Source organism: Vibrio sp. Vb1337, from assembly GCF_033338715.1.
In the GTDB taxonomy this organism is placed as follows: Bacteria; Pseudomonadota; Gammaproteobacteria; order Enterobacterales; family Vibrionaceae; genus Vibrio; species Vibrio alginolyticus.
The window spans coordinates 91228-111366 of record NZ_JAWOTD010000011.1; the positions used below are offsets into that span (position 1 = coordinate 91228).

Consider the following 20139-nt stretch of genomic DNA (forward strand, 5'->3'; position numbering starts at 1 on the left):
TTGTATCTGGAATTTGAGAGAATGCAGGCTCGATGTTGCATTTAATGTGCGAAGCGCGTCTAAAAGCTCTCCCCCAGCGATAGGAAACTACACATGGATTTAAAAACTCTCCCAGCCCTAACGGTGCTATCTGATAACGTCACTATCGTTGAAGTTGATCAGATAAAAATCGTCCGCGTGATTCATGACAAAGCAACGGCAGGCATCTCGCTACACGGTGGTCATGTCGTGTCGTTCACGCCTGAAGGTCAAGAAGATCTGATCTGGATGAGCGAAAAAGCTGTCTTCGATGGTAAAGCTGCTCTTCGCGGTGGTATTCCGGTTTGTTGGCCTTGGTTTGGGCGTATTGCTGCTCCAGCTCACGGCTTTGCCCGCACCGCAGAATGGGAGTTGGTTGAACATCGTGAGAACCATAACGGTGTGATTGTTGAACTTGCTCTGTTCCCGACAGAAGAAATCCACGATATTTGGCCCCATATGTTTGACGCTCGTTTGGTGATTGAAGTGGGCGATGAGCTAAAAGTGACGCTCAAAGTCATGAACATTGATGACGAGGCTTGGACCTTCTCTGGCGCATTACATACTTACCTAAACGTTGGAGACATTAAGCAAGCACAAACGACAGGCATGGGTGCCGAGTACATTGATAGCTTGAAAGCTGATGCGGTATGCCAAGGTGGTAATGTTCTACAACTAACTGACACGATTGATCGCGTTTACACGCAACCAGAAGCGAAAATTTTGGTAAAAGACCCGGTATTGGATCGTACGCTAAGCGTACACAACCAAGGCCACAACTCAGCAGTATTATGGAACCCTTGGGCAGAAGGTGCGCAAAGCATGGGTGACATGGCTGACGATGGTTATCAAACCATGTTGTGTGTGGAGTCTGCTGTTCATGCACCAAGTATTGAGCAAGGTCAAACGCTCCAACCAGGTGAGACACATGAACTTGTCACTGTCATTTCAGCGCAGTAAGAATCACCATATAAAGGCCGGGGATACCCGGCTTTTTTTGTAATAAAAGCTCTGCTTAGATGGTCCTATCTTTACTAACTTATTGGTTACTGGTCACTTTTGACGGTTTCATTAATAAATATCAAAAAAATTGATCATATAAACCGATAGCATACCGATACAAAACTCATAAATAATAAAAATATCAGGAATTAGTCTATGTTAGAGAGATACCGAAATCAAAGTGTCGGATTCCAGTTGAAACTGGTGATTACTTTGTGTCTATTCATTGCTTTCAGCAGTATTGCAGCGCTTGTTTACCGCAACGCTTCCGATGTTCTATTGGAAAGCACGCTGAAAGAACACCAATCTAAAGTAGAATCAATGGCAAAAACCATTGCTGGCCAATTCGATGCTTACCTGCACACCGCTAAAGTCCTCGAATCTACTTTTCGCAATGGCTACCTTGCCGGTGTCTATGTCGAAAATTACACGGTTGACTTCATGGGACATGAAGTACCAAACATCACTCAATACAGTGAAAGCTTAATTAATGACACCAAGTTGGTCGACAGTTTCACACGTGATACCGGCGCTATAGCAACGCTATTCGCACCATTGGGTGACGACTTTATTCGGGTGTCCACCTCCCTAAAAGATCCACAAGGTCAACGAGCGGTCGGAACCACGCTAGGCATCAACCATCCTGGTTATCAGCAACTTAAAGCAGGGCAACCGTATTACGCTCAAATTAAATTGTATGGCGAGCGCTACATTACCTACTATGCCCCAATCAAAGATGCGACAGGAAAGGTAGTAGGCCTATCGTTTATTGGTTTACCAGTAGACCAAGCGACACAAACCTTATTCGATGCACTCGAAGAGATAAAATGGGGCGACACTGGTTACACCATTATCGTTGATAACGACGAAAACAATCTTGGTAAATACCTACTTCATCCAGCAAAAAGCGGCTCAGATTCGTCAATACTAGAAGTCGCCGACTACAATGGTCACAAGCCTTTTGGTCAGATTTTCGAACAATCTAGTGGATTAATTCGCTACCCTTTCGAGTACCAAGGTAACGTAGGCGAAAAGTATCTTGTCTACACAGAGGTTCCAGGTTGGAATTGGAAACTGCTAGGCGGTACGTTTATCAAAGAAGTTACAAAAGGTAGCGACACGCTTCTCACACTCATTGCCATCATTTCTTCGGTAGCGGCAATCATTACTTTTGTTGTACTGACGCTTTTCTTGAATCGCAGCTTACAACCTCTCACGACTCTAAACTCATACATGACTCGCTTAGCGGGCGGCGAAGTCAGCTTGAACATTCCAGCGTCTCGTAAAGCATCAAAGAATGAAATTACGAACCTGAGCTCGGGTGTCGCCAGTATGGCAAGTCAGCTCAATGAACTTGTTGGTAAGATCCGTTCAACAAGCGACTTAGTGGAGAGCAACTCCACCAGCGTTGCCAACGATGCACATAGCAATTTGACCCAAGCCGACCGACAACAACAAGAAGTCGAGCAAGTTGTGACAGCGATTGAAGAAATGGCCTCTTCCGCTCAATCTGTCGCACAACAAGTCGAAAGCATTGCGGAAAACGTACGCTCAGCAAATACTGATAGTCAGTCTGGTCTCGCGATTGTTGAAGGCGTATGTATCGACGTTGCTCAACTTAACGATCAATTGGATCAATCAGCAACGGCTATCGAGCAAGTAAATCGCGATAGCGAGAGTATTCAAACCGTCACTAAAATGATTGATGAAATTGCTGAGCAAACCAATTTACTTGCCTTGAATGCCGCCATTGAAGCAGCACGAGCAGGTGAGCAAGGCCGTGGCTTCGCTGTTGTAGCAGATGAAGTGCGCACACTTGCGCACCGAACCCAAAGCTCAGTTCAGGATGTCGTGGAAATTATCGAGAAACTAAAAGGGTCGACTCATAATGCAGTTAATATGATGACAGACAGCCAACGCAGTGCAAACCAGGTCTTGGACAAAGCACAAGACGCGGGCACAGCATTAGAAGCCATCGCAGTACAAGTGCAGTCGATAGCCTCTCAAGCCGACGCCATTGCAGCGACTTCAGAAGAACAAGCTCAAGTTTCACAAGAAATTGCAGCAAATGCCCATTCTATCAGTGAACTTAACCGAGAAAGCCGCAACACGAGCGCAAAAACCTCGCAAAGTGCCATTGAACTTCAACAACAAGCACGAAACTTGAAAGAGCAAGTCGACTTCTTCCACTAATACTTAATAAGAGCCGACCCAGTCGGCTCTTTTTGTTTCACTTGAGACCATGCTTTTTGATAGAATTTGCCGCCCTACTTTCTGTTCGAGATCGTCATGAACTATCAATGCCCTCTATGCCACCAAGCTCTAGCGTTAAATGAAAAAACGTTTAAGTGCGAAAACAATCATCAGTTTGACTTAGCAAAAGAAGGCTACGTTAACTTGATGCCAGCGCACCACAAACGTTCTAAAGATCCTGGTGACAACAAAGAGATGATGCAAGCTCGTCGTCGATTCCTTGAAGGAGATTACTACAACCCAATGCGCCAAGAAGTGGCGCAGCTGTGTGCAACATACACTGAGGGGAGCACCCATCAATTATTAGATATTGGTTGTGGTGAAGGTTACTACACAGATCAAGTACAAAAGACGATAGAAACACAAGCGAACCATGCCACGATTTATGGCTTAGACATTTCCAAAGTTGCCATTCGTTACGCGGCGAAGCGTTACACGCACTGCAACTTTAGTGTGGCTTCTAGTCACCGACTTCCCTTCGCAAATGAATCCTTAGATGCCATTTTGCGCATTTATGCCCCGTGTAAAGCTGAGGAGCTGCAGCGCGTTGTAAAAAACGACGGCGTTGTTGTCACGGTTACTCCTGCTAGCCGCCACTTATACCAACTGCGTGAGCGCATTTATCAAGAAGTTCGTCTTCACAATGAAGAACCAGAACATATTGCAGGGTTTGAATTAGAGCACCAGCAGCATCTTAACTATGTTATGGACTTGAAAAACGGAGCCGCAATCGATTTATTGCAAATGACGCCATTCGCATGGAAAGCAACCGATGCTCTTCGTGAAGAGTTGAAATCCGCTACACTTTTCCAATGTGAGGCTGATTTTATGTTGCGTGTATATCGCAAAAAAACACTCAATTAATAAGTCAAAAAAAACAACAAACGCAAATAGTTATCATTTATATTGATTCATTGCTCAGCCTCCATTAATATCATCCGGACATTTTTGGAGGCTTTTCAATGCGCTTTTCTACTTTGAGCTTGCTCTTTGCAGGCTTACTTACTGGTTGCTCTTCATATACGCACACCAACTCTCACGCAACCTCAGCGGAAGTCACTAGTTTTTACGACTACCAACTATACACCCCTTCTGGCGAGCACATCGCTCTAAGCAAACTGCCAATTGAGCTGCAACAAGCAGATGTCATTCTTATTGGTGAATGGCACACACACGCCGGCGTTCATCGCTTTCAAACCGATATGCTCAAACAACTTACGTCCTACAACCGCTCACTCGCGTTATCTATGGAACAATTTACCCGCGACAAACAACCTGTTGTTGACGCTTACCTACGTGGGGAGATCGGCGAACAGTACTTAATGAAACAAGCCAACGCTTGGCCCAATTATGAAAGCGACTATCGCCCTCTCGTGGAGTTTGCTAAGCAGAAAAATCTCCCGGTCATTGCAGCAAATGCACCAAAGAGCATTGTTCGATGCATTGGTCGACAAGGGCTAGATTACATTAACAAGCTCGATGATGATCAGCGGATGTTCATTGCACAAGCCATCAACACTGGTAGTAGTCCGTACAAAGAAAAGTTCATGGCATCCATGCATCACGGTAAGCCAGAGCAGACGGAAAAACAGTTTGCAGCTCAAGTTACTTGGGATGAAACTATGGCGGAATCTATCGTTAGCTATCTAGACGACAACCCAGGCGTTCAGATTGTCCATGTTGCGGGCAAGTTTCACACCGAGCAAGGGTTGGGTACGGCAGCATCAATCTTAAGCCGCAACCCGAGCTTAAAAGTGATTGTAATTAGCCCAACAGATAACGTGCTTTCTGATAATACAGACTATCAGTTAGAGGTTCTCGCACCACCAGTACGGTATGTACAAGATGCTCACCGCATGGCGGCATATCAACATCTAACTAAACGCAATAACGATCTTCAATGTAAGTAGCTGGTCTTCAATTTAAGTTACTACCTTGTCGTTGCGTTGCATCATCACACCGCTCCGAGTTCATCGAGTGACAAGGGTCTGCTTCCTGCTGGTCTATTTTTTGCTAATGATCACCAATAGAAACTAGAAGCGGCAAAAGCAGACCTGTTTTTATCCAAATAGCTTCAGAAATAAACTTTGCCGCCGATAAAAATATAACTGCTTTTTACCCGCACTCAGTGACCGAGTGTCGATGTTCCAAGGAGTATTCGATGAATCCAGTAGGAAGCACTTCTGTTAATAGCTATGCCAAACAATCTGTCGCCTCTAAACAAGCAAGTATTGCACAAGAAGAAACTAGTGCTTCGCCGCTGAAAGTCGAACACAATAAGGTGACGCTTTCGACCGAAGGCAAAGCGCTACTTGCCGCTCTGCAACAAATCGAGCACGACAGCAAGAAAATAGAAGCAGAAGATAAATCTGTTGGTGAAAAGGTCGAATCTTTCACGCATGGTGCGCTTGGCATGGATCACCCCGATAAAATCGAGAAAGAAGAGGATGGCTCATATTCTGCGGGTCAATACCTTTCTGCGGCACTTACCGTTGGTGGCATCATACTGGCATTAGTCTGATAACCAGTCTGATAATCGTCACGACAACAAATCCTATTTGAACCAAACACTTACTGCAGCCCATAATTTAATAAGCCAAAGAACGATATGATGCAAACGTAAGTGAATTCGACCGCTCTTGTGGCCCGATAATATATGCTCGTTTATTGCTCCCTAAACTAGGTTTCTTGTGAAGGCACTGAATGGATAACTTTAGTCCATGCTTTCAACTCCTAAGCGTAATCCAAGCCCACGTTTGTGGGCTTTCTTCTTTCCAAACTAACGAACGTTAGAGAGCGACTCATTTTTTCTGCAAAACCAAACAAAAACGACAATTTGGTTAAACTTTTATTACCGACACAAAACTTTCATAAATCATTGCTTTAATGCCTGCGCTTTCAATAAACAAGGAAAATATAATGAAGCGCTTAGTATCTCCAATCGTTACGGCAGTGGCTGCATCTACCCTCTCTTTCAACGCACTCTCAGCTGAAATCAAAAACGTCATTTTGATGATCGGCGACGGCATGGGTCCTCAACAAGTTGGTTTACTCGAGACCTACGCAAAACACGCACCTAACTCGGTTTACAAAGGCGAAAGCACAGCGTTATACAAACTCGCTCAAGAAGGTGTGATTGGATCATCACTAACCAATCCAGAAGACGCAATTGTCGTCGACTCTGCGTGCTCAGCTACGATGCTAGCGACAGGAATCCCTACCGCTTCTGAAGTCATTGGCATTGATAGCCAAGGCAACCATGTCGAAACTATTTTGGAAAAAGCCAAAAGTAAAGGTAAAGCGACAGGGCTCGTCTCTGATACGCGTATGACCCACGCAACGCCAGCAGCATTTGCCGCTCATCAACCACATCGCTCCCTAGAAAACAATATTGCGGCGGATATGCTCGAAACAGGCGTAGACGTGATGATGTCTGGTGGACTTCGTCATTGGATTCCAAAGTCGACAAACGACAAGGGAGAGACATACGAGCAACTTGAAAAACTCACTCAAGGTAATGTCTACCTAAAATCGAAACGCAAAGACGAACGCAACTTGCTTGCCGAAGCGCAAGACCAAGGCTATAGCTTAGCTTTCAGCCGCGATATGCTCACACAAGCTAAAGGTGACAAATTACTTGGACTTTTTGCTTACTCGGGCATGAACGATGGTATTGCCTACAGTCAAAGCAAAAACGATCCAAAACGCACGCAGCCATCGCTGAAAGAAATGACCACCAAAGCAATCGACATTCTTTCAAAAGACAAAGACGGTTTTTTCTTGATGGTTGAAGGCGGCCAAATTGACTGGGCTGGCCACAGTAACGATGCAGGTACGATGCTGCATGAAATGCTTAAATTCGATGAAGCGGTAAACTCAGTTTATGAGTGGGCAAAAGGCCGTGATGACACCCTGATCATTGTTACTGCTGACCACGAAACCGGCTCTTTTGGCTTTAGCTACTCATCAGCAAACTTGCCTAAACCACAAAAACGCGACGGCGAAGCATTCAAAAATCAGGATTACGCGCCAAACTTCAACTTTGGTCAGTTCGAGATCCTCGATGGTTTATACAACCAAAAGAAAAGTTACTACGGCATGATCAGTGAATTCCAAGCGCTTGATAAGAAAGAGCAAACTCCAGAGAAGTTTGCGGAAGTCGTGAACGCAAATAGCGATTTTTCGATTACGCCTGAGCAAGCAGAACGCGTATTAGCAAGTAAACCAAATCCATACCGACTCGCTGGACACAAATACTTAAGCGAAGAGAACGTACCGACAATCAATGACTTTGATGCTTTCTTTCCTTACAACGACCGTGGCAACTTGCTAGCGCGTGAGCATGCAACAAAGCAAAACACAGTATGGGGGACGGGTACTCATACGCATACTCCTGTCAACGTATTTGCTTGGGGACCTGCAGAAACTATCCTTCCGGTATCAAAAATCATGCACCACTCGCAACTAGGCGAGTACTTGAAGCAACAAATTAAATAATCAACTTGCACTTACTTCACAACTCGTGATGTTTCAACGCTCTCGCAAGGGAGCGTTTTTTTATGCATGAAAACAGTTGACGTTTTAAATCGTACACCACAATAATTATGGGTCTTTAATTATATGAATAAAGAAAATGTGCGAAATCTTTGCTAAGCAACCCCAAGACAACTATCAGTTCATCACCCGCTCTATCCGTATTGATGGTCACGCGACCAGTGTAAAACTTGAAGCGAGCTTTTGGACAATTCTTGAGGAAATCGCTAGTGCTCAAAACATGACGGTTCCTAAATTCATAAGCACTGTTTATCAAGAAGCACTCGAATACAATGGTAAAGTGAACAACTTTGCCTCCTTACTTCGATGCGCTTGCCTCACTTACGCCCGCCAACCTCAAGAGACCACTCGTCAAGCACTTGCGCAACTTAACAGTTAATAGCAACCAACCGAGCAATAACCATCCTAGGCTATGCATCCGTATTATAAACCCTTGAGCATCTTCTAATTTGTCGTACTAGAGTACTACCCAGACTCCTTTTGAAATCGCTAACCTGTGCGGACTATCAAGGAGTACCTATGACAAAAATGATTCACACCATGATCCGAGTAAGTGATCTGGACCGCTCTCTACAATTTTACTGTGACGTACTTGAACTAGAAGTCGCTGATCAATACATCTTTGATGGCTTTTCTCTAACCTATCTAGCCAACCAAGAAACTGGCTTTGAATTGGAACTGACGCACAATCACGACCAAAGTGAGCCCTACACTCACGGCTCAGGTTACGGCCACCTTGCCGTCAGCGTGGAGGACATTGAACAAGCCCACAAACGCATTAAATCTCTCGGCATTGAAACTGGTGACATCAAAGCCTTTGACCATCAACAAAAGCATTTAGCAACGTTCTTTTTTGTAACCGACCCTGATGGTTACAAAATTGAGTTCCTGCAACGCCAAGGGCGTTACCTATAACAAAAAGAGTAAACATTATGATTCACTTGACGGCTACCTTTCATGCACAACCGGGAAAAGAACAAGAGTTGAAAGAGGTACTTACCCAAGCGCTCGAACCTACTCGCAATGAAGAAGGTTGCGTTCGTTATCAATTGTTCCAAGATAAATACAATGCATGCCACTTCGTTTTTCAGGAGCAATTTAAAGACCAACAAGCATTTGAGCTTCATGGTAAAACAGAACACTTTGCTCTTTTGATTAGCCAGATCGACAACTTGTTAGAATGCGAGCCAAAACTGGTGTTCTTTAACGAACTGTAACTATAGCGCTAACCGAAGATCAAAAAAGGCACTCTATCTAGAGTGCCTTTCACTAGTTGGGAGCTGTGATTAAGCGTCTTGCTTCTCCACCATATGCAAATGCACATCTTGTTGTGGGAAAGGAATCGAAATACCTTCTCGGTCGAAGCGTAGTTTCACTTCTTTTGTCACATCCCAGTATACATCCCAGTAATCATCCGTTTTTACCCAAGGACGCACAATAAAATCTACAGAAGACGTATTTAATGTATGAACTTTGATCATTGGCTCTGGAGTGCGAAGTACCGAAGGGTGAGAGGTAATGATATCAGACAATACTGACTCCGCTTTTAAGAGGTCATCCGCATAGCCAATGCCAAACACCATATCCACGCGGCGAATGCGTTCATGCGTGACGTTCTTAATAACATCTCCCCAGATTTTGCTGTTAGGCACAATAATAATTTGGTTATCAAACGTACGGATTGTGGTGTTCACCAAACTCATATGGCTTACCTTGCCATCCACACCGCCAGCATACACAAAATCACCAACATCAAATGGGCGATAAATAAGCAGCATCATACCCGCCGCGAAGTTGGATAACGTGTCTTGCAACGCGAAACCAATAATCACACCAGCAATACCGAAACCGGTTAGGATTGGCGCTAGGTTCAAACCAAGCTGAGATAAGCCCACCATGATACCGATCACCCACACGAATTTGCCGGACATCGAGATAAAGAAGTCCTGCATCAAGTGGGAAAGTTTTAAGTTTTTCGATGCAACTGCTTTACGGACGACTTTGCGAGTTAACTTAGCCAGTCCGCGAGCGATCAATAAAATCAGCGCAAAAACAAACAACTGGAAGATATGCTGCGGTGCATTCTCGGCAAACCAATCCAGTGCCGAGTTGGACCAGTGACTCAGTATTGACCACACAACTTTGGTATTCAGTAAATCATGGGTGATATTACCCGTCACTTCAAAAATTTGGCGTTTGTATTCAGACGTTTCTAAACCGACTTTATCACCAATTGAAATCAGGTTGCGTAAGCTTTCTGTCGCAATATTTAGCCTTTGTTTAGTAATGAGCTGACTAAGTTGCAACGACGCTTTTTCCGACTCTGGGCTAGACGAAAGTTGGGAGCCAATGATCTCACTTTGCTGACTCAAGTACTCAATTGAAGCAGACAGTAAGCGCATACGTTTATCAATTTTATCTTTTAGTTCCGCTTCTGCGCGCTCGTTTTGGGCCCCTAGCTCCTTCAACCAAGCGAGATTTTGCCAGCTCGAATCGAAGCTAACATCAAGATAACGCTGTAGCTCTCGATAATCATTAACAAGAGCAAGCTTCTCTTCATCCTTAGCCTTATTTAAATCCTCGACGACTTTCTTTATTTTTTCCGATAGATAGTTCGTCGCATCCTCAGAGTATTGTTCTTGTTTTTTAACTAGCAAGATCAGCTTGTCGCGAGAGATAGTTTCACGTTCAATCGCTGACGCTAACTGGCTTCTTAATTCTTCATTCTTTTGGAATAGTTGCAGTTGAAGGGCATCACGCTCGTCGCCACTCGCTTGCGAGAGGCTTTGGGATAAATCCACAATCTCTCGGTTCAAGTTGTCAATCGAGATTTCGGCAGCAGAAGGCTCTTGGATATCGTCAGTAGCAGTCGCATGAACAGCCATTGGGGAGAACATAATGACGGCAAGTGCGAATAATGTCACCCAAGATGTCAGGCGCAGTTTCTGGGGGAAATGAAACGTCATGTTTACCTCATAGGAAACAATCCTGATCAAAACAATCAGGAATAGAAGTGTAAAGCGTTGAAATCATACTCCTAAGTTTACAACACTAAATAATAAACTGAGCAGCATTTCGTTAGCGAGACGTCAAAGTTGGGAGCCCCAATAGCAAACAAGCCTTTCATTGATTAAATGAAAGGCTTGTTTTTATTCGACTAAGGACGGTTGGGATGATTTAAAATGTGGTCTTCCCAATCCACCACATCAATCTCGTAAACAACTTTGTTACGGACACTTTCCCCTGCCGCATGCATTGCGGACTTAGAGCCGGTAATCAACGGATGCCATTCTGGTAAAGGCTGCTTTTCTGCCAACAGACGGTAAGCGCACGTGTGTGGCAGCCAAGTAAAATCGTCGATGTCTTCTCGGGTCAGCTTGGTGCACTCTTCACCCGAAGTGAAACGGTTTGGGTAATCCTTACATGAACACGTTTTACTGTTCAGCCAGCTACAAGCCACATTGGTATAGTAGATTTCATCGGTATCTTCATCCATCAGCTTATGCAAACAACATTTGCCACAACCATCACAGAGAGATTCCCATTCCTCTTCTGTCATCTGCTCTAACGATTTACTTTGCCAAAATGGAGTGCTCATACTTCAGGTCTCACCAAGGGAATTTAGGGGGCGATTTATACTCTTCTCAACGCAAAAGTTCAAGTTTTGAGAAGATCTTGCATCCTTCCCACATAACGGTGGAGATATTCAACTACTTTCGTTTTACTGTTCTATCCTTAAACAAGTTTCCATTACTCAATTGATCAAGAAGGCATTAAGGAGTTTTCATGGGTATTATTTCTTGGATTATTTTGGGCTTAATCGCCGGCGCACTTGCTAAATGGCTCATGCCAGGAAAAGATGGGGGCGGTTGGATTGCAACAATGTTACTTGGTATTGCAGGGGCATTTGTAGGTGGCTTCCTTGGCGGCATTCTCGGTTTCGGCGGAGCTACTGGCGTCAACATTGGTAGTATCATTACCGCAACACTAGGCGCATTTATTCTGTTGTTTGTTTATAACCGTTTCTTAAAATAATCACGATGATTTAAAAGCAAAAAACCAAAAAGGGAGCGTAATGTTAAGCGCGCCCTTTTATTTTTTTCTTTCTTCACTCTTCCAATCCACGTCAAAATGACCATAATTGCCCCCTTAATTTTTAAGAGGTTTACATTATGGATTGTCGATTAGGATGTGGAGCGTGCTGTATTGCGCCAAGTATCTCTTCACCAATACCAGGAATGCCCAAGGGCAAACCTGCAGGTGTTCGTTGTGTGCAACTCAACGACGACAATTTGTGCAAGCTATTTGGTAAGCCTGAACGCCCTAAAGTCTGTCACGATTTTAAACCGTGTCCGATTGTATGCGGCAACACCAATCAAGAAGCACTCGACAACATCACTGAATTAGAACAATTGACGTAATGCGACTCTAGACCACACGTTTAAAGTTAGTACCTCGGTTGTTTCTCTCCGCGGCAGTAATCAAAGCAAACTCAAGATTTAGCACTTTCCCCCTCTGCTTTTTATCTCACCCTTGAGAACTCTTGCCACATAGCGTTCCATTTGCGGTTTTCGCGCGATCTCCCTTACAATTTATTGACAATTCTCGACTATGTTCAGCGGGTCATTTAATTAAAGATCAGGAAAGAACATGAATAAGTATTTGGCTGAGGCTGTTGGTACGTTCTGGCTAGTGTTAGGCGGCTGTGGTAGCGCGGTGTTGGCTGCGGGTTTCCCTGAAGTGGGTATTGGTCTGTTGGGCGTTTCTTTGGCATTCGGTTTAACCGTTCTGACGATGGCATTTGCTATCGGTCATATTTCAGGTTGTCACTTGAACCCTGCAGTGACAGTTGGCCTTTGGGCAGGCGGTCGTTTTGAGACAAAAGACGTTGCTCCCTACATCATCTCACAGGTGAGCGGCGGGCTTATCGCAGGTGGCGTGCTTTACGTTATTGCATCTGGACAAGCAGGATTCGATGTTGTGGGTTCTGGCTTTGCCGCCAATGGTTATGGTGAACACTCTCCAGGCCAATACTCGATGATCGCTGCACTTGTGACTGAAGTTGTCATGACGATGATGTTCCTGATTGTCATTATGGGTGCAACAGACAAACGTGCGCCACAAGGCTTTGCACCTATCGCAATTGGCCTGTGTTTGACTCTCATTCACCTGATCAGCATTCCTGTCACCAATACGTCAGTAAACCCTGCTCGTAGCACGGCAGTCGCAGTATATGTGGGTGACTGGGCGGTTTCTCAGCTATGGCTGTTCTGGATTGCTCCTATTGTGGGTGGCGTGCTTGGTGCGGTTATCTACAAAAATCTTCTTGGTAAAGAATCGAACGATTAATCGTTCCTAACTCCCAAAATCAAAAAAGCCGCTGAATTCAGCGGCTTTTTATTAAATTCTGTGTCGACCTAATAGCGAATGTGACAACGTCGTGCCATCAACAAGCTCTAGCTCCCCACCGACAGGCACACCATGCGCGATGCGGCTGGCATCAACTTGGTGCTCTTTACATAGCTCTGCGATGTAGTGGGCAGTGGCTTCACCTTCAACTGTTGGGTTTGTCGCCAAAATCACTTCGGTAATATCACCGCGACGTAAGCGGTAATCAAGGACATCCAATCCAATATCACTTGGACCAATACCATCTAATGGCGACAAATGCCCCATAAGAACAAAATACCGACCAGAATATTGGCCTGTTGCTTCAACGGCTGCGATGTCTGCCGGGCTTTCTACCACACAAATTTGACCATTTTCTTGGCGTTTTGGGTTGGTACAAATGTGACAGACTTCTTCTTCGGTGAAGGTTCGACACTCAGTACAATGACCTATTTCTGTCATTGCCTGACTCAGCGCATCTGCAAGCTGCAAACCGCCTTTTCTATCGCGCTGTAACAAATGAAAGGCCATACGCTGCGCTGACTTGGGGCCAACCCCAGGTAGACAACGTAAGGCCTCCATCAATTGCTCCAGCATATGACTGGTACGCATTAAAAGTCCGCTTAATTAAATATCAGCAGATTAGAATGGCATTTTCATGCCTGGTGGTAGTTGCATACCGCCAGTTACAGAAGCCATTTTCTCTTTTTGAGTTTCTTCAACACGACGGGCTGCATCGTTGAACGCCGCAGCGATCAGATCTTCAAGCATTTCTTTGTCGTCTTCCATCAAACTTTCATCGATGTCAACACGACGTACGCTGTGACTACCAGTGATAGTAACTTTAACTAGGCCAGCACCAGACTCGCCAGTTACTTCCATATTCGCGATTTCTTCTTGAAGCTTTTGCATGCGATCTTGCATTTGCTGGGCTTGCTTCATTAGGTTGCCCATACCGCCTTTACCAAACATGTTTATCTCTCTGGTTTAATGAGGTGTTGCATCAATTAATGGGGTTATACCTTTGGGTTTTCAACCCCATTCCATTCGATTATTAGATAGGGCGCACACTATCTTTATCAAGCTCTGCAGCAAAACGACGTTCAATAAATTGAACATTTGGATCGTTTTCTAAACTGTTCAGCGCTTGCTGTAATTTCTCTTGGTAGAGCCTATCTCTCAGTTCAAGTGGTGTTTCTCCACTCTCCCCTATTTCGATGCTCATGTGGCACTCTTCACCTAACACGGTATTAAGTGCTTTGAGCAATTCGGCTTGAGCTCTATCAGTATTCAAATGAGCTTGGCTGCTTCTCAATAGTAACGAAACGGTTGTTCCTTCCTTACTATAATGAGAGTTTAGCGCAAGTTGCTCTACCAGCTTAGGGATCTCCATTAAGCTGATGAGCTTCGCCCATTCATTATGTTCTAATGACTCATCGATGAGCTTTTGTGCCATTTCAGGCGTTTTCTCATGCTCAAGTGCCTGCTTGAGCTGCGTAGGTGTCAGTTTTGTATTTACTTTTGTCTCAACAGGCTTGCTTGGACGCCAGCGATACGCTTCCTCAACTTGTGGCTCCGTCGACTTCGGAGCTGAGTTTGGCGACACCTGCGCGGAATTGCCATGCAATTGCGCTACTCGGTCGATAACCGATTCTGGTTGTGCAGATGCCGCTTTAGGCTTTTTTGAGCCACCATTTTGAGGAGTGTTCTGTTGTAGGCCTTGACGCTGAGAACGTAATTGGTGACGTAAACCGCTTAGACCACCGCGCGCTGGTGTTGAAACGCTCTCTTGCATTTGCTGAGGTGGCGTTTCATGCTGCGGCGCTGGGTTTTCACTCATCGGCGGCGCCATATCATACTGTGGTGGAACCGTCTCATATCCACTCGCTTGATACTCAGGTTGCGAACTGGATGAAGGTTGAGGCGCCACTTGTGGTGTGCTTTGTGCTGGACTCGGCTGCTGAGCTCGAGGAGCAGCGGCTGTCTGAGCTGGCGCAGCCTTTGGTTGACTGGTACTTTGAGCCGGAGATGACGCTGGCTCGCAGTTACTAGAAACAACATTTGCCCCACTGTTATTTGATGGGCGGAACGCCATCATACGCAGCACAATCATTTCCAAACCGACTCGCCCATTTGGCGAGAGGGTCAAATCTTCACGACCTTTCAATGCAATTTGATAGTAAAGCTGAACGTCTTGCGGGCTTAGAGCTTTACTCAACAGCTCAATTTTCTCTGCATCTGGTTGTGCTCGGTCTAGCGACGCTGGCAGCGCTTGATACATCGCAATTCGATGAAGCTGTGTTGCGACTTGCTGCAACAAACCATCCCACTCAACACCATTTGCCGCTAATTGTTGGATTTTATCCATAGCTTGTTGAGGTTTCTTGCTGCTGATTGACTCTAGTAAGTGAATCGCTTGGTCGGTATCAATCGTCCCCAACATGTGGCTGACAATATCGGCTTGCACCGCACCGTTACCTAAAGCAATTGCTTGATCGGTCAAGCTAAGAGCATCACGCATACTGCCATCTGCAGCATGTGAAATCATACCCAGTGCTTTTGGTTCTGCCGATACTTGCTCTTGACCTAGGATGTAATCAAGTTGCTGGTGAATATCATCAACGCTGATTGGTTTCAGATGAAACTGAAGACAACGCGACAATATAGTGACAGGCAGCTTTTGTGGATCAGTTGTTGCGAGTAAGAACTTCACATACTCTGGCGGCTCTTCCAGGGTTTTCAACAACGCATTGAAAGAGTGACGCGATAGCATGTGCACCTCATCGATGAGGTACACTTTAAAACGTCCACGAGCAGGTTTGTATTGAACGTTGTCTAACAGTTCACGAGTGTCTTCAACTTTAGTACGTGATGCTGCGTCGATTTCAAGAAGATCGACAAAGCGACCTTCATCAATTTCACGACAAGTATCACACTTACCACAAGGTGTCGCGGTAATGCCGGTTTCGCAGTTCAAGCCTTTGGCAAACAGCCTACCGATACTCGTTTTACCCACACCACGAGTCCCGCTGAACAGATAAGCATGGTGTAAACGGTTTTGCGCCAGTGCGTTTTCCAACGCCGTCAGGACATGTTTTTGTCCGACAACTTGGTCAAACTGATTAGGACGCCATTTTCGCGCTAAAGCTAAATAACTCATTGAATGTATTAATGTCCTTCAAAATCGCAGATGCTGTACACGTTTAGACCTAGTGCTTCTAAACGTTTATCGCCACCGATTTCTGGTAGGTTGATAACGAAGGCAGCGTGCTCAACTTCACCACCCAGTTGGCGAATCAGCTTAGTCGTCGCTTCAATAGTACCGCCCGTTGCCAATAAATCGTCGACAACCAGTACTTTGTCGCCTTCAACGATGGCATCTGTATGGATTTCTAGTGTATCAACGCCGTATTCAAGCTCATAAGATTGAGCAACAGTAGGGCGTGGTAGCTTGCCTGGTTTACGCACTGGTACAAAACCAACACCTAGCTCAAGCGCTAAAGGCGCGCCAAATAGAAAGCCACGAGCTTCCGTACCCACAACCTTGGTAAAGCCCATATCTTTGTAACGTTCAACAAGTAAGTTGATCGTCGCTTGGTATGCTTTCGCGTCTTCAAGAAGGCTCGTCACATCACGAAATAGAATGCCTGGCTTTGGGTAGTCTTGGATGCTTTTGATGCTAGATTTGATCAGTGAAATTGTTTCTGTAGTCATAATACCGATTTACTTAGATTGGCTCATCGCCCTCTCTAATCGCAGTATCACGAGGGCAACGAACAATAGGTTTTCACCACTATGTGCTTATTTTCGTAAAAGTCACAGGCGCTGAAAATACAAACGCCCACTCGAAGAGCGGGCACACTATTCTCTACAATCTTAGTGATTTTCTTCTCGGTCAGCAACCAACTCAATCACAGGCAGACGCATAAACCAGCTGAGTAAAACGATTAGCATCACTAAAAGACCAATTTTTACCCAAACGAGGGGGACAACAACGATTGAAACCATGAAACTAAGCGCAATAAAAATCGCACCACGCTTTTTTACTTTTGAAGTAACAGCCCGATGCTTATGCCAATTGTCGAGAATGGGTCCAAACGTTTTGTGGTTATGTAACCATTGATGAAATGCGGGGCTACCACGCATAAAACATGCGCTAGCAAGCAAAATAAAAGGTGTGGTGGGTAAAAGTGGAAGGGCTATGCCGGCTATGCCGAGCACAATACAGAGTCCACCAACAGTATTGAAAAAGTAACGCTTAATACGAATGGTGAACTCCGGTACAAAATAGCTAGATTAAAAGCCTGCGTAACCATTCATTACACGAAGCCAGGTTAGCGTTGCAGGAAGTGTTGGTATCAAAAGAACTGCAATAAAACCTAAAAAGTAAAAAATATTATAAGGCTCTTTAAAATCTTTGTCTGCCATGATGTGTCTTCTCACTAGTTGACTTTGCTTCTCCCAAGGCACAGCGTTAAATTATCGTTGCACAAATGGGTCATTATTGTTTTAAGCGCTGACTATACATTAAACAGCCAAATCTAAACACCAGTAAAAAGTAAGGTTATTGAACTAAACGTATGTTGTTTTGGTGGTTCTAAAAAGATAATAAGCAGCGTAAGGACGCTGCTTATTGGTTTGCAAGTCATAATTATACTAGTCGGGATTTCCGGGTAATACTTAAACTAAAACTTGAAGAACCTAAACACCCGATAGACAACTGTCCTGCAACACTAAGCGGTAAATCGCGGGTGATGAAGTTTTTCATACTTCCTCCCCCTAAACGGTTACCTGCTGCGATGTGTTGATTCGTATTTCCGTCAGACCAATGGCTATCTAAACCCGCAGGCAATATAGAGACCGAGGATGAAGCGAGGTCGGCGACACCAAACACAGCATTGACTGCACCCGCACACTCCGAACACTCAATTCCTTTTTCAATGATCCCTACCATGTCCTTGAGATCAGCACTGAAACTTTTCAAGTTACGGAGATAATCGTCAAACAATGCCCTAACGAGCAATGTCGTCGCAACTCCATCATTAGCTTGGGAAGCAGAATCAACGAGATAAAACGCAAATTGACCATTCATTAACCAACGATAATCGAAAACCAAGGGCATCACATCCGTCGATTGCAATAAACGGTACGAGCAGCGCCAATCTCCCTGAGCAGCATCCTTCTCTGGCAATAGCGCTTGCAGTAAATCTCTTGCCGCACTCGGATTCTGTTGTAAATATTCCAGATGCCAATACAGCTCTTGTTCATCTGGGATTTCACCACCATCATCAACCCTGAACCACTGACTTGAAAAGTCACGTTGTTCTGAGAAGTGGCTATCGGTATCTTCTAGCGTATTCTCTATCGCCTGAGATAGGTGCTCATAATTACCTATCGGTTTAGGAAGAAAATCTTTAATACCAAATCGCAACGCTTTCGCGACATCGGACATTTCATCCGTGCCTGATACCACGATAAGCGGCATATATGGGTATTCGAGACTAACTTCTTCGACGAACTCGATACCATCTAAGACCGGCATCGATAAATCACATAAGATAAGATCGGGTTGGCATTCCCTGAGTTGTTGAAGCGCTTCTAGGCCGTTTTCTGCTTCTACTACTTTAAAACCCTGACTTTCTAAATAGGCATTGGTTACTTTACGAAATATTGGATCATCGTCCACCAACATTATTAGTTTTTGATTAATCACTTCCTGTGCCGAGACCATTGCCGTTTGACTGTGAGTCTTAAACATACCTTTATCCCTCACAAAGCTCAGTCAAAAAAACAGATTTATTATTAAGTCATTATTTTTGTTGTGTTTACTTCCAGCAAAACGTGTCACAGCAAGACCTGAGGCCGCTTCGCCTTGTTATAAAACTTAGCTCGGAAACTGCATTAATACAAATATTACGGCGTATAACAGTATTTACTCAAACAGGGTTGCTGTGTTCAAATGATGCAACATGTTGACTTAAAGCAAGCTTTGATCACAAAGTTAATTATAAATTAACCGTAATCGGTAATTTAATGTGTCTGGAAATATGAAATTAGATGACTTAAACCTGTTTCGACTGGTTGTCGAAAATGGGAGCTACACCGCAACTTCGCGAAAAACCATGATCCCGGTTGCGACCATCACCCGACGCATTCAAGCGCTAGAAGACTCTGTCAATCTTCGACTATTGAACCGTCATGCTCGCAAACTTTCGCTCACTGAAGCAGGGGAACGTTTTTACCATGAGTGCTCTCCTTTACTACAAAGGCTAACAACTGCGGCAGAGGAAATCACTGACGACTGCCGAGGAGCATCCGGCAAGATTAAGATATCCGCGCCTTATAACTTAACTAAACGAATGATGATGCCGATGTTCAACAGCTTTATGAAGCAGTACCCGGACATCAACATTGAGCTAACGACAGAGAATAATGCGGACAAGCTTGACCCTACTGAATGGGATGTAATTTTTCGAGTGGGACCGCAACGCGACTCTAGCCTCATCGCGCGTAAGATTGGCGAAGTGAAGGATATTCTCGTTGCAAGCCCTGACTATCTAACCTCGAATCCTGCGCCTCATCATGCAGAAGAGCTCTCTAACCATTCATTGCTAAAAGGGTACCCGCTTATTAAGTGGACCTTGATTAATAGCAAAGGCGAGTCTGTGGTGAATGTTGATCGTGGTCGTTTTCAAGCAAACGCGCTCAATGTGGTGCGCAGTGCTTGCTCCGAAGGTTTAGGCATCACACTAATGCCAGATGTCATGATCAAAGAGTACATCGAGAGCGGCGATTTGGTACGCGTACTGCCAGATTGGAGTGCAAACCCGCGCGACATTTATATGCTTTACAACCACAAAGACCACCTGCCAGAGAAAGTTCGCCTCTTTATTGACTTTGTGATCGCTTATAACATTCACTAAC

General features: G+C 44.7%; 22 protein-coding genes. 13 read left to right on the forward strand and 9 right to left on the reverse strand.

Annotation, left to right across the window (positions count from 1 at the left end; all coding sequences use genetic code 11):
• Positions 1 to 93 precede the first annotated feature (93 nt).
• The 9 genes from R7E42_RS14130 to R7E42_RS14170 all read left to right on the forward strand — a co-directional run bounded on the left by R7E42_RS14130 (position 94) and on the right by R7E42_RS14170 (position 9044).
• Positions 94 to 978, forward strand: coding sequence for a D-hexose-6-phosphate mutarotase (locus tag R7E42_RS14130; protein ID WP_033907352.1), 885 nt, complete (start codon positions 94 to 96; stop codon positions 976 to 978).
• Positions 979 to 1176: 198 nt separating this feature from the next.
• Positions 1177 to 3213: a methyl-accepting chemotaxis protein gene (locus R7E42_RS14135; protein ID WP_225495499.1), complete on the forward strand. Its 2037-nt coding sequence runs from the start codon at positions 1177 to 1179 to the stop codon at positions 3211 to 3213.
• 96 nt (positions 3214 to 3309) lie between these two features.
• Positions 3310 to 4137: a 23S rRNA (guanine(745)-N(1))-methyltransferase gene (rlmA, locus tag R7E42_RS14140; RefSeq protein WP_206959624.1), complete on the forward strand. Its 828-nt coding sequence runs from the start codon at positions 3310 to 3312 to the stop codon at positions 4135 to 4137.
• A 98-nt stretch (positions 4138 to 4235) separates the two neighbouring features.
• Positions 4236 to 5183 carry a ChaN family lipoprotein gene (locus R7E42_RS14145; protein WP_213973454.1) on the forward strand — a complete coding sequence of 316 codons (948 nt, stop codon included), beginning with the start codon at positions 4236 to 4238 and terminating at the stop codon, positions 5181 to 5183.
• Positions 5184 to 5434: 251 nt separating this feature from the next.
• Entirely contained in the window at positions 5435 to 5794 is a 360-nt protein-coding gene (locus R7E42_RS14150) for a hypothetical protein (RefSeq protein ID WP_005380688.1), read from the forward strand.
• A 398-nt stretch (positions 5795 to 6192) separates the two neighbouring features.
• Entirely contained in the window at positions 6193 to 7770 is a 1578-nt protein-coding gene (locus tag R7E42_RS14155) for an alkaline phosphatase (protein ID WP_005380687.1), read from the forward strand.
• A gap of 136 nt (positions 7771 to 7906) precedes the next feature.
• Positions 7907 to 8206: a ribbon-helix-helix domain-containing protein gene (locus tag R7E42_RS14160; protein WP_005380686.1), complete on the forward strand. Its 300-nt coding sequence runs from the start codon at positions 7907 to 7909 to the stop codon at positions 8204 to 8206.
• Positions 8207 to 8346: 140 nt separating this feature from the next.
• Positions 8347 to 8742: a VOC family protein gene (locus R7E42_RS14165; RefSeq protein WP_005380685.1), complete on the forward strand. Its 396-nt coding sequence runs from the start codon at positions 8347 to 8349 to the stop codon at positions 8740 to 8742.
• A 17-nt stretch (positions 8743 to 8759) separates the two neighbouring features.
• On the forward strand, positions 8760 to 9044 hold the full coding sequence (locus R7E42_RS14170; RefSeq protein WP_274342312.1) for a putative quinol monooxygenase: 285 nt from the start codon (positions 8760 to 8762) through the stop codon (positions 9042 to 9044).
• A 69-nt stretch (positions 9045 to 9113) separates the two neighbouring features.
• Here R7E42_RS14170 and R7E42_RS14175 read toward each other — a convergent pair whose 3' ends face one another.
• Both R7E42_RS14175 and R7E42_RS14180 read right to left on the reverse strand, forming a co-directional pair.
• Positions 9114 to 10793 (reverse strand): mechanosensitive ion channel family protein, encoded by a 1680-nt coding sequence (locus R7E42_RS14175; protein ID WP_005380681.1) that lies wholly within the window; start codon positions 10791 to 10793, stop codon positions 9114 to 9116.
• Between the two features lie 191 nt (positions 10794 to 10984).
• The gene (locus tag R7E42_RS14180) at positions 10985 to 11425 is read right to left on the reverse strand and encodes a YcgN family cysteine cluster protein (RefSeq protein ID WP_005384948.1); all 441 of its coding nucleotides are present in this window, start codon (positions 11423 to 11425) and stop codon (positions 10985 to 10987) included.
• Positions 11426 to 11613: 188 nt separating this feature from the next.
• On the opposite strand from R7E42_RS14180, the gene R7E42_RS14185 reads away from it, so the two are divergent.
• The 3 genes from R7E42_RS14185 to aqpZ all read left to right on the forward strand — a co-directional run bounded on the left by R7E42_RS14185 (position 11614) and on the right by aqpZ (position 13176).
• On the forward strand, positions 11614 to 11862 hold the full coding sequence (locus tag R7E42_RS14185; protein ID WP_005380625.1) for a GlsB/YeaQ/YmgE family stress response membrane protein: 249 nt from the start codon (positions 11614 to 11616) through the stop codon (positions 11860 to 11862).
• 137 nt (positions 11863 to 11999) lie between these two features.
• Entirely contained in the window at positions 12000 to 12248 is a 249-nt protein-coding gene (locus R7E42_RS14190) for a YkgJ family cysteine cluster protein (RefSeq protein WP_017820793.1), read from the forward strand.
• Between the two features lie 229 nt (positions 12249 to 12477).
• Positions 12478 to 13176 (forward strand): aquaporin Z, encoded by a 699-nt coding sequence (gene aqpZ / locus R7E42_RS14195; protein ID WP_274342313.1) that lies wholly within the window; start codon positions 12478 to 12480, stop codon positions 13174 to 13176.
• Positions 13177 to 13227: 51 nt separating this feature from the next.
• Here aqpZ and recR read toward each other — a convergent pair whose 3' ends face one another.
• The 7 genes from recR to R7E42_RS14230 form a co-directional block, all read right to left on the reverse strand.
• Positions 13228 to 13827: a recombination mediator RecR gene (gene recR / locus R7E42_RS14200; RefSeq protein WP_005380619.1), complete on the reverse strand. Its 600-nt coding sequence runs from the start codon at positions 13825 to 13827 to the stop codon at positions 13228 to 13230.
• A 30-nt stretch (positions 13828 to 13857) separates the two neighbouring features.
• Entirely contained in the window at positions 13858 to 14187 is a 330-nt protein-coding gene (locus R7E42_RS14205; RefSeq protein ID WP_005380618.1) for a YbaB/EbfC family nucleoid-associated protein, read from the reverse strand.
• 82 nt (positions 14188 to 14269) lie between these two features.
• Complete coding sequence (gene dnaX / locus R7E42_RS14210) at positions 14270 to 16375, reverse strand: DNA polymerase III subunit gamma/tau (protein WP_182016276.1); 2106 nt, start codon at positions 16373 to 16375, stop codon at positions 14270 to 14272.
• A gap of 8 nt (positions 16376 to 16383) precedes the next feature.
• Positions 16384 to 16929: an adenine phosphoribosyltransferase gene (gene apt / locus R7E42_RS14215; RefSeq protein ID WP_005380615.1), complete on the reverse strand. Its 546-nt coding sequence runs from the start codon at positions 16927 to 16929 to the stop codon at positions 16384 to 16386.
• A gap of 162 nt (positions 16930 to 17091) precedes the next feature.
• Complete coding sequence (locus R7E42_RS14220) at positions 17092 to 17478, reverse strand: YbaN family protein (RefSeq protein ID WP_080276930.1); 387 nt, start codon at positions 17476 to 17478, stop codon at positions 17092 to 17094.
• A gap of 33 nt (positions 17479 to 17511) precedes the next feature.
• Positions 17512 to 17643, reverse strand: coding sequence for a hypothetical protein (locus R7E42_RS14225; protein WP_005380608.1), 132 nt, complete (start codon positions 17641 to 17643; stop codon positions 17512 to 17514).
• 223 nt (positions 17644 to 17866) lie between these two features.
• A complete protein-coding gene (locus tag R7E42_RS14230; protein WP_005380606.1) occupies positions 17867 to 18973 on the reverse strand; it encodes a response regulator in 1107 nt (368 codons plus the stop codon).
• Between the two features lie 289 nt (positions 18974 to 19262).
• Here R7E42_RS14230 and R7E42_RS14235 point away from each other — a divergent pair, with 289 nt between their 5' ends.
• Positions 19263 to 20138: a LysR family transcriptional regulator gene (locus R7E42_RS14235; RefSeq protein WP_005384959.1), complete on the forward strand. Its 876-nt coding sequence runs from the start codon at positions 19263 to 19265 to the stop codon at positions 20136 to 20138.
• The last annotated feature ends 1 nt before the right edge of the window (position 20139 follow it).

What these genes read in the sequence shown, in the direction of transcription:
- rlmA (WP_206959624.1), top strand. Translation starts at nt 3,310, where the DNA reads ATGAACTATCAATGCCCTCTATGCCACCAAGCTCTAGCGTTAAATGAA.
- R7E42_RS14230 (WP_005380606.1), bottom strand. Translation starts at nt 18,973, where the DNA reads ATGTTTAAGACTCACAGTCAAACGGCAATGGTCTCGGCACAGGAAGTG.
- dnaX (WP_182016276.1), bottom strand. Translation starts at nt 16,375, where the DNA reads ATGAGTTATTTAGCTTTAGCGCGAAAATGGCGTCCTAATCAGTTTGAC.
- R7E42_RS14155 (WP_005380687.1), top strand. Translation starts at nt 6,193, where the DNA reads ATGAAGCGCTTAGTATCTCCAATCGTTACGGCAGTGGCTGCATCTACC.
- R7E42_RS14160 (WP_005380686.1), top strand. Translation starts at nt 7,907, where the DNA reads ATGTGCGAAATCTTTGCTAAGCAACCCCAAGACAACTATCAGTTCATC.
- R7E42_RS14145 (WP_213973454.1), top strand. Translation starts at nt 4,236, where the DNA reads ATGCGCTTTTCTACTTTGAGCTTGCTCTTTGCAGGCTTACTTACTGGT.
- apt (WP_005380615.1), bottom strand. Translation starts at nt 16,929, where the DNA reads ATGACTACAGAAACAATTTCACTGATCAAATCTAGCATCAAAAGCATC.
- R7E42_RS14235 (WP_005384959.1), top strand. Translation starts at nt 19,263, where the DNA reads ATGAAATTAGATGACTTAAACCTGTTTCGACTGGTTGTCGAAAATGGG.
- R7E42_RS14180 (WP_005384948.1), bottom strand. Translation starts at nt 11,425, where the DNA reads ATGAGCACTCCATTTTGGCAAAGTAAATCGTTAGAGCAGATGACAGAA.
- recR (WP_005380619.1), bottom strand. Translation starts at nt 13,827, where the DNA reads ATGCGTACCAGTCATATGCTGGAGCAATTGATGGAGGCCTTACGTTGT.
- aqpZ (WP_274342313.1), top strand. Translation starts at nt 12,478, where the DNA reads ATGAATAAGTATTTGGCTGAGGCTGTTGGTACGTTCTGGCTAGTGTTA.
- R7E42_RS14205 (WP_005380618.1), bottom strand. Translation starts at nt 14,187, where the DNA reads ATGTTTGGTAAAGGCGGTATGGGCAACCTAATGAAGCAAGCCCAGCAA.
- R7E42_RS14225 (WP_005380608.1), bottom strand. Translation starts at nt 17,643, where the DNA reads ATGGCAGACAAAGATTTTAAAGAGCCTTATAATATTTTTTACTTTTTA.
- R7E42_RS14130 (WP_033907352.1), top strand. Translation starts at nt 94, where the DNA reads ATGGATTTAAAAACTCTCCCAGCCCTAACGGTGCTATCTGATAACGTC.
- R7E42_RS14170 (WP_274342312.1), top strand. Translation starts at nt 8,760, where the DNA reads ATGATTCACTTGACGGCTACCTTTCATGCACAACCGGGAAAAGAACAA.
- R7E42_RS14165 (WP_005380685.1), top strand. Translation starts at nt 8,347, where the DNA reads ATGACAAAAATGATTCACACCATGATCCGAGTAAGTGATCTGGACCGC.
- R7E42_RS14150 (WP_005380688.1), top strand. Translation starts at nt 5,435, where the DNA reads ATGAATCCAGTAGGAAGCACTTCTGTTAATAGCTATGCCAAACAATCT.
- R7E42_RS14185 (WP_005380625.1), top strand. Translation starts at nt 11,614, where the DNA reads ATGGGTATTATTTCTTGGATTATTTTGGGCTTAATCGCCGGCGCACTT.
- R7E42_RS14190 (WP_017820793.1), top strand. Translation starts at nt 12,000, where the DNA reads ATGGATTGTCGATTAGGATGTGGAGCGTGCTGTATTGCGCCAAGTATC.
- R7E42_RS14135 (WP_225495499.1), top strand. Translation starts at nt 1,177, where the DNA reads ATGTTAGAGAGATACCGAAATCAAAGTGTCGGATTCCAGTTGAAACTG.
- R7E42_RS14175 (WP_005380681.1), bottom strand. Translation starts at nt 10,793, where the DNA reads ATGACGTTTCATTTCCCCCAGAAACTGCGCCTGACATCTTGGGTGACA.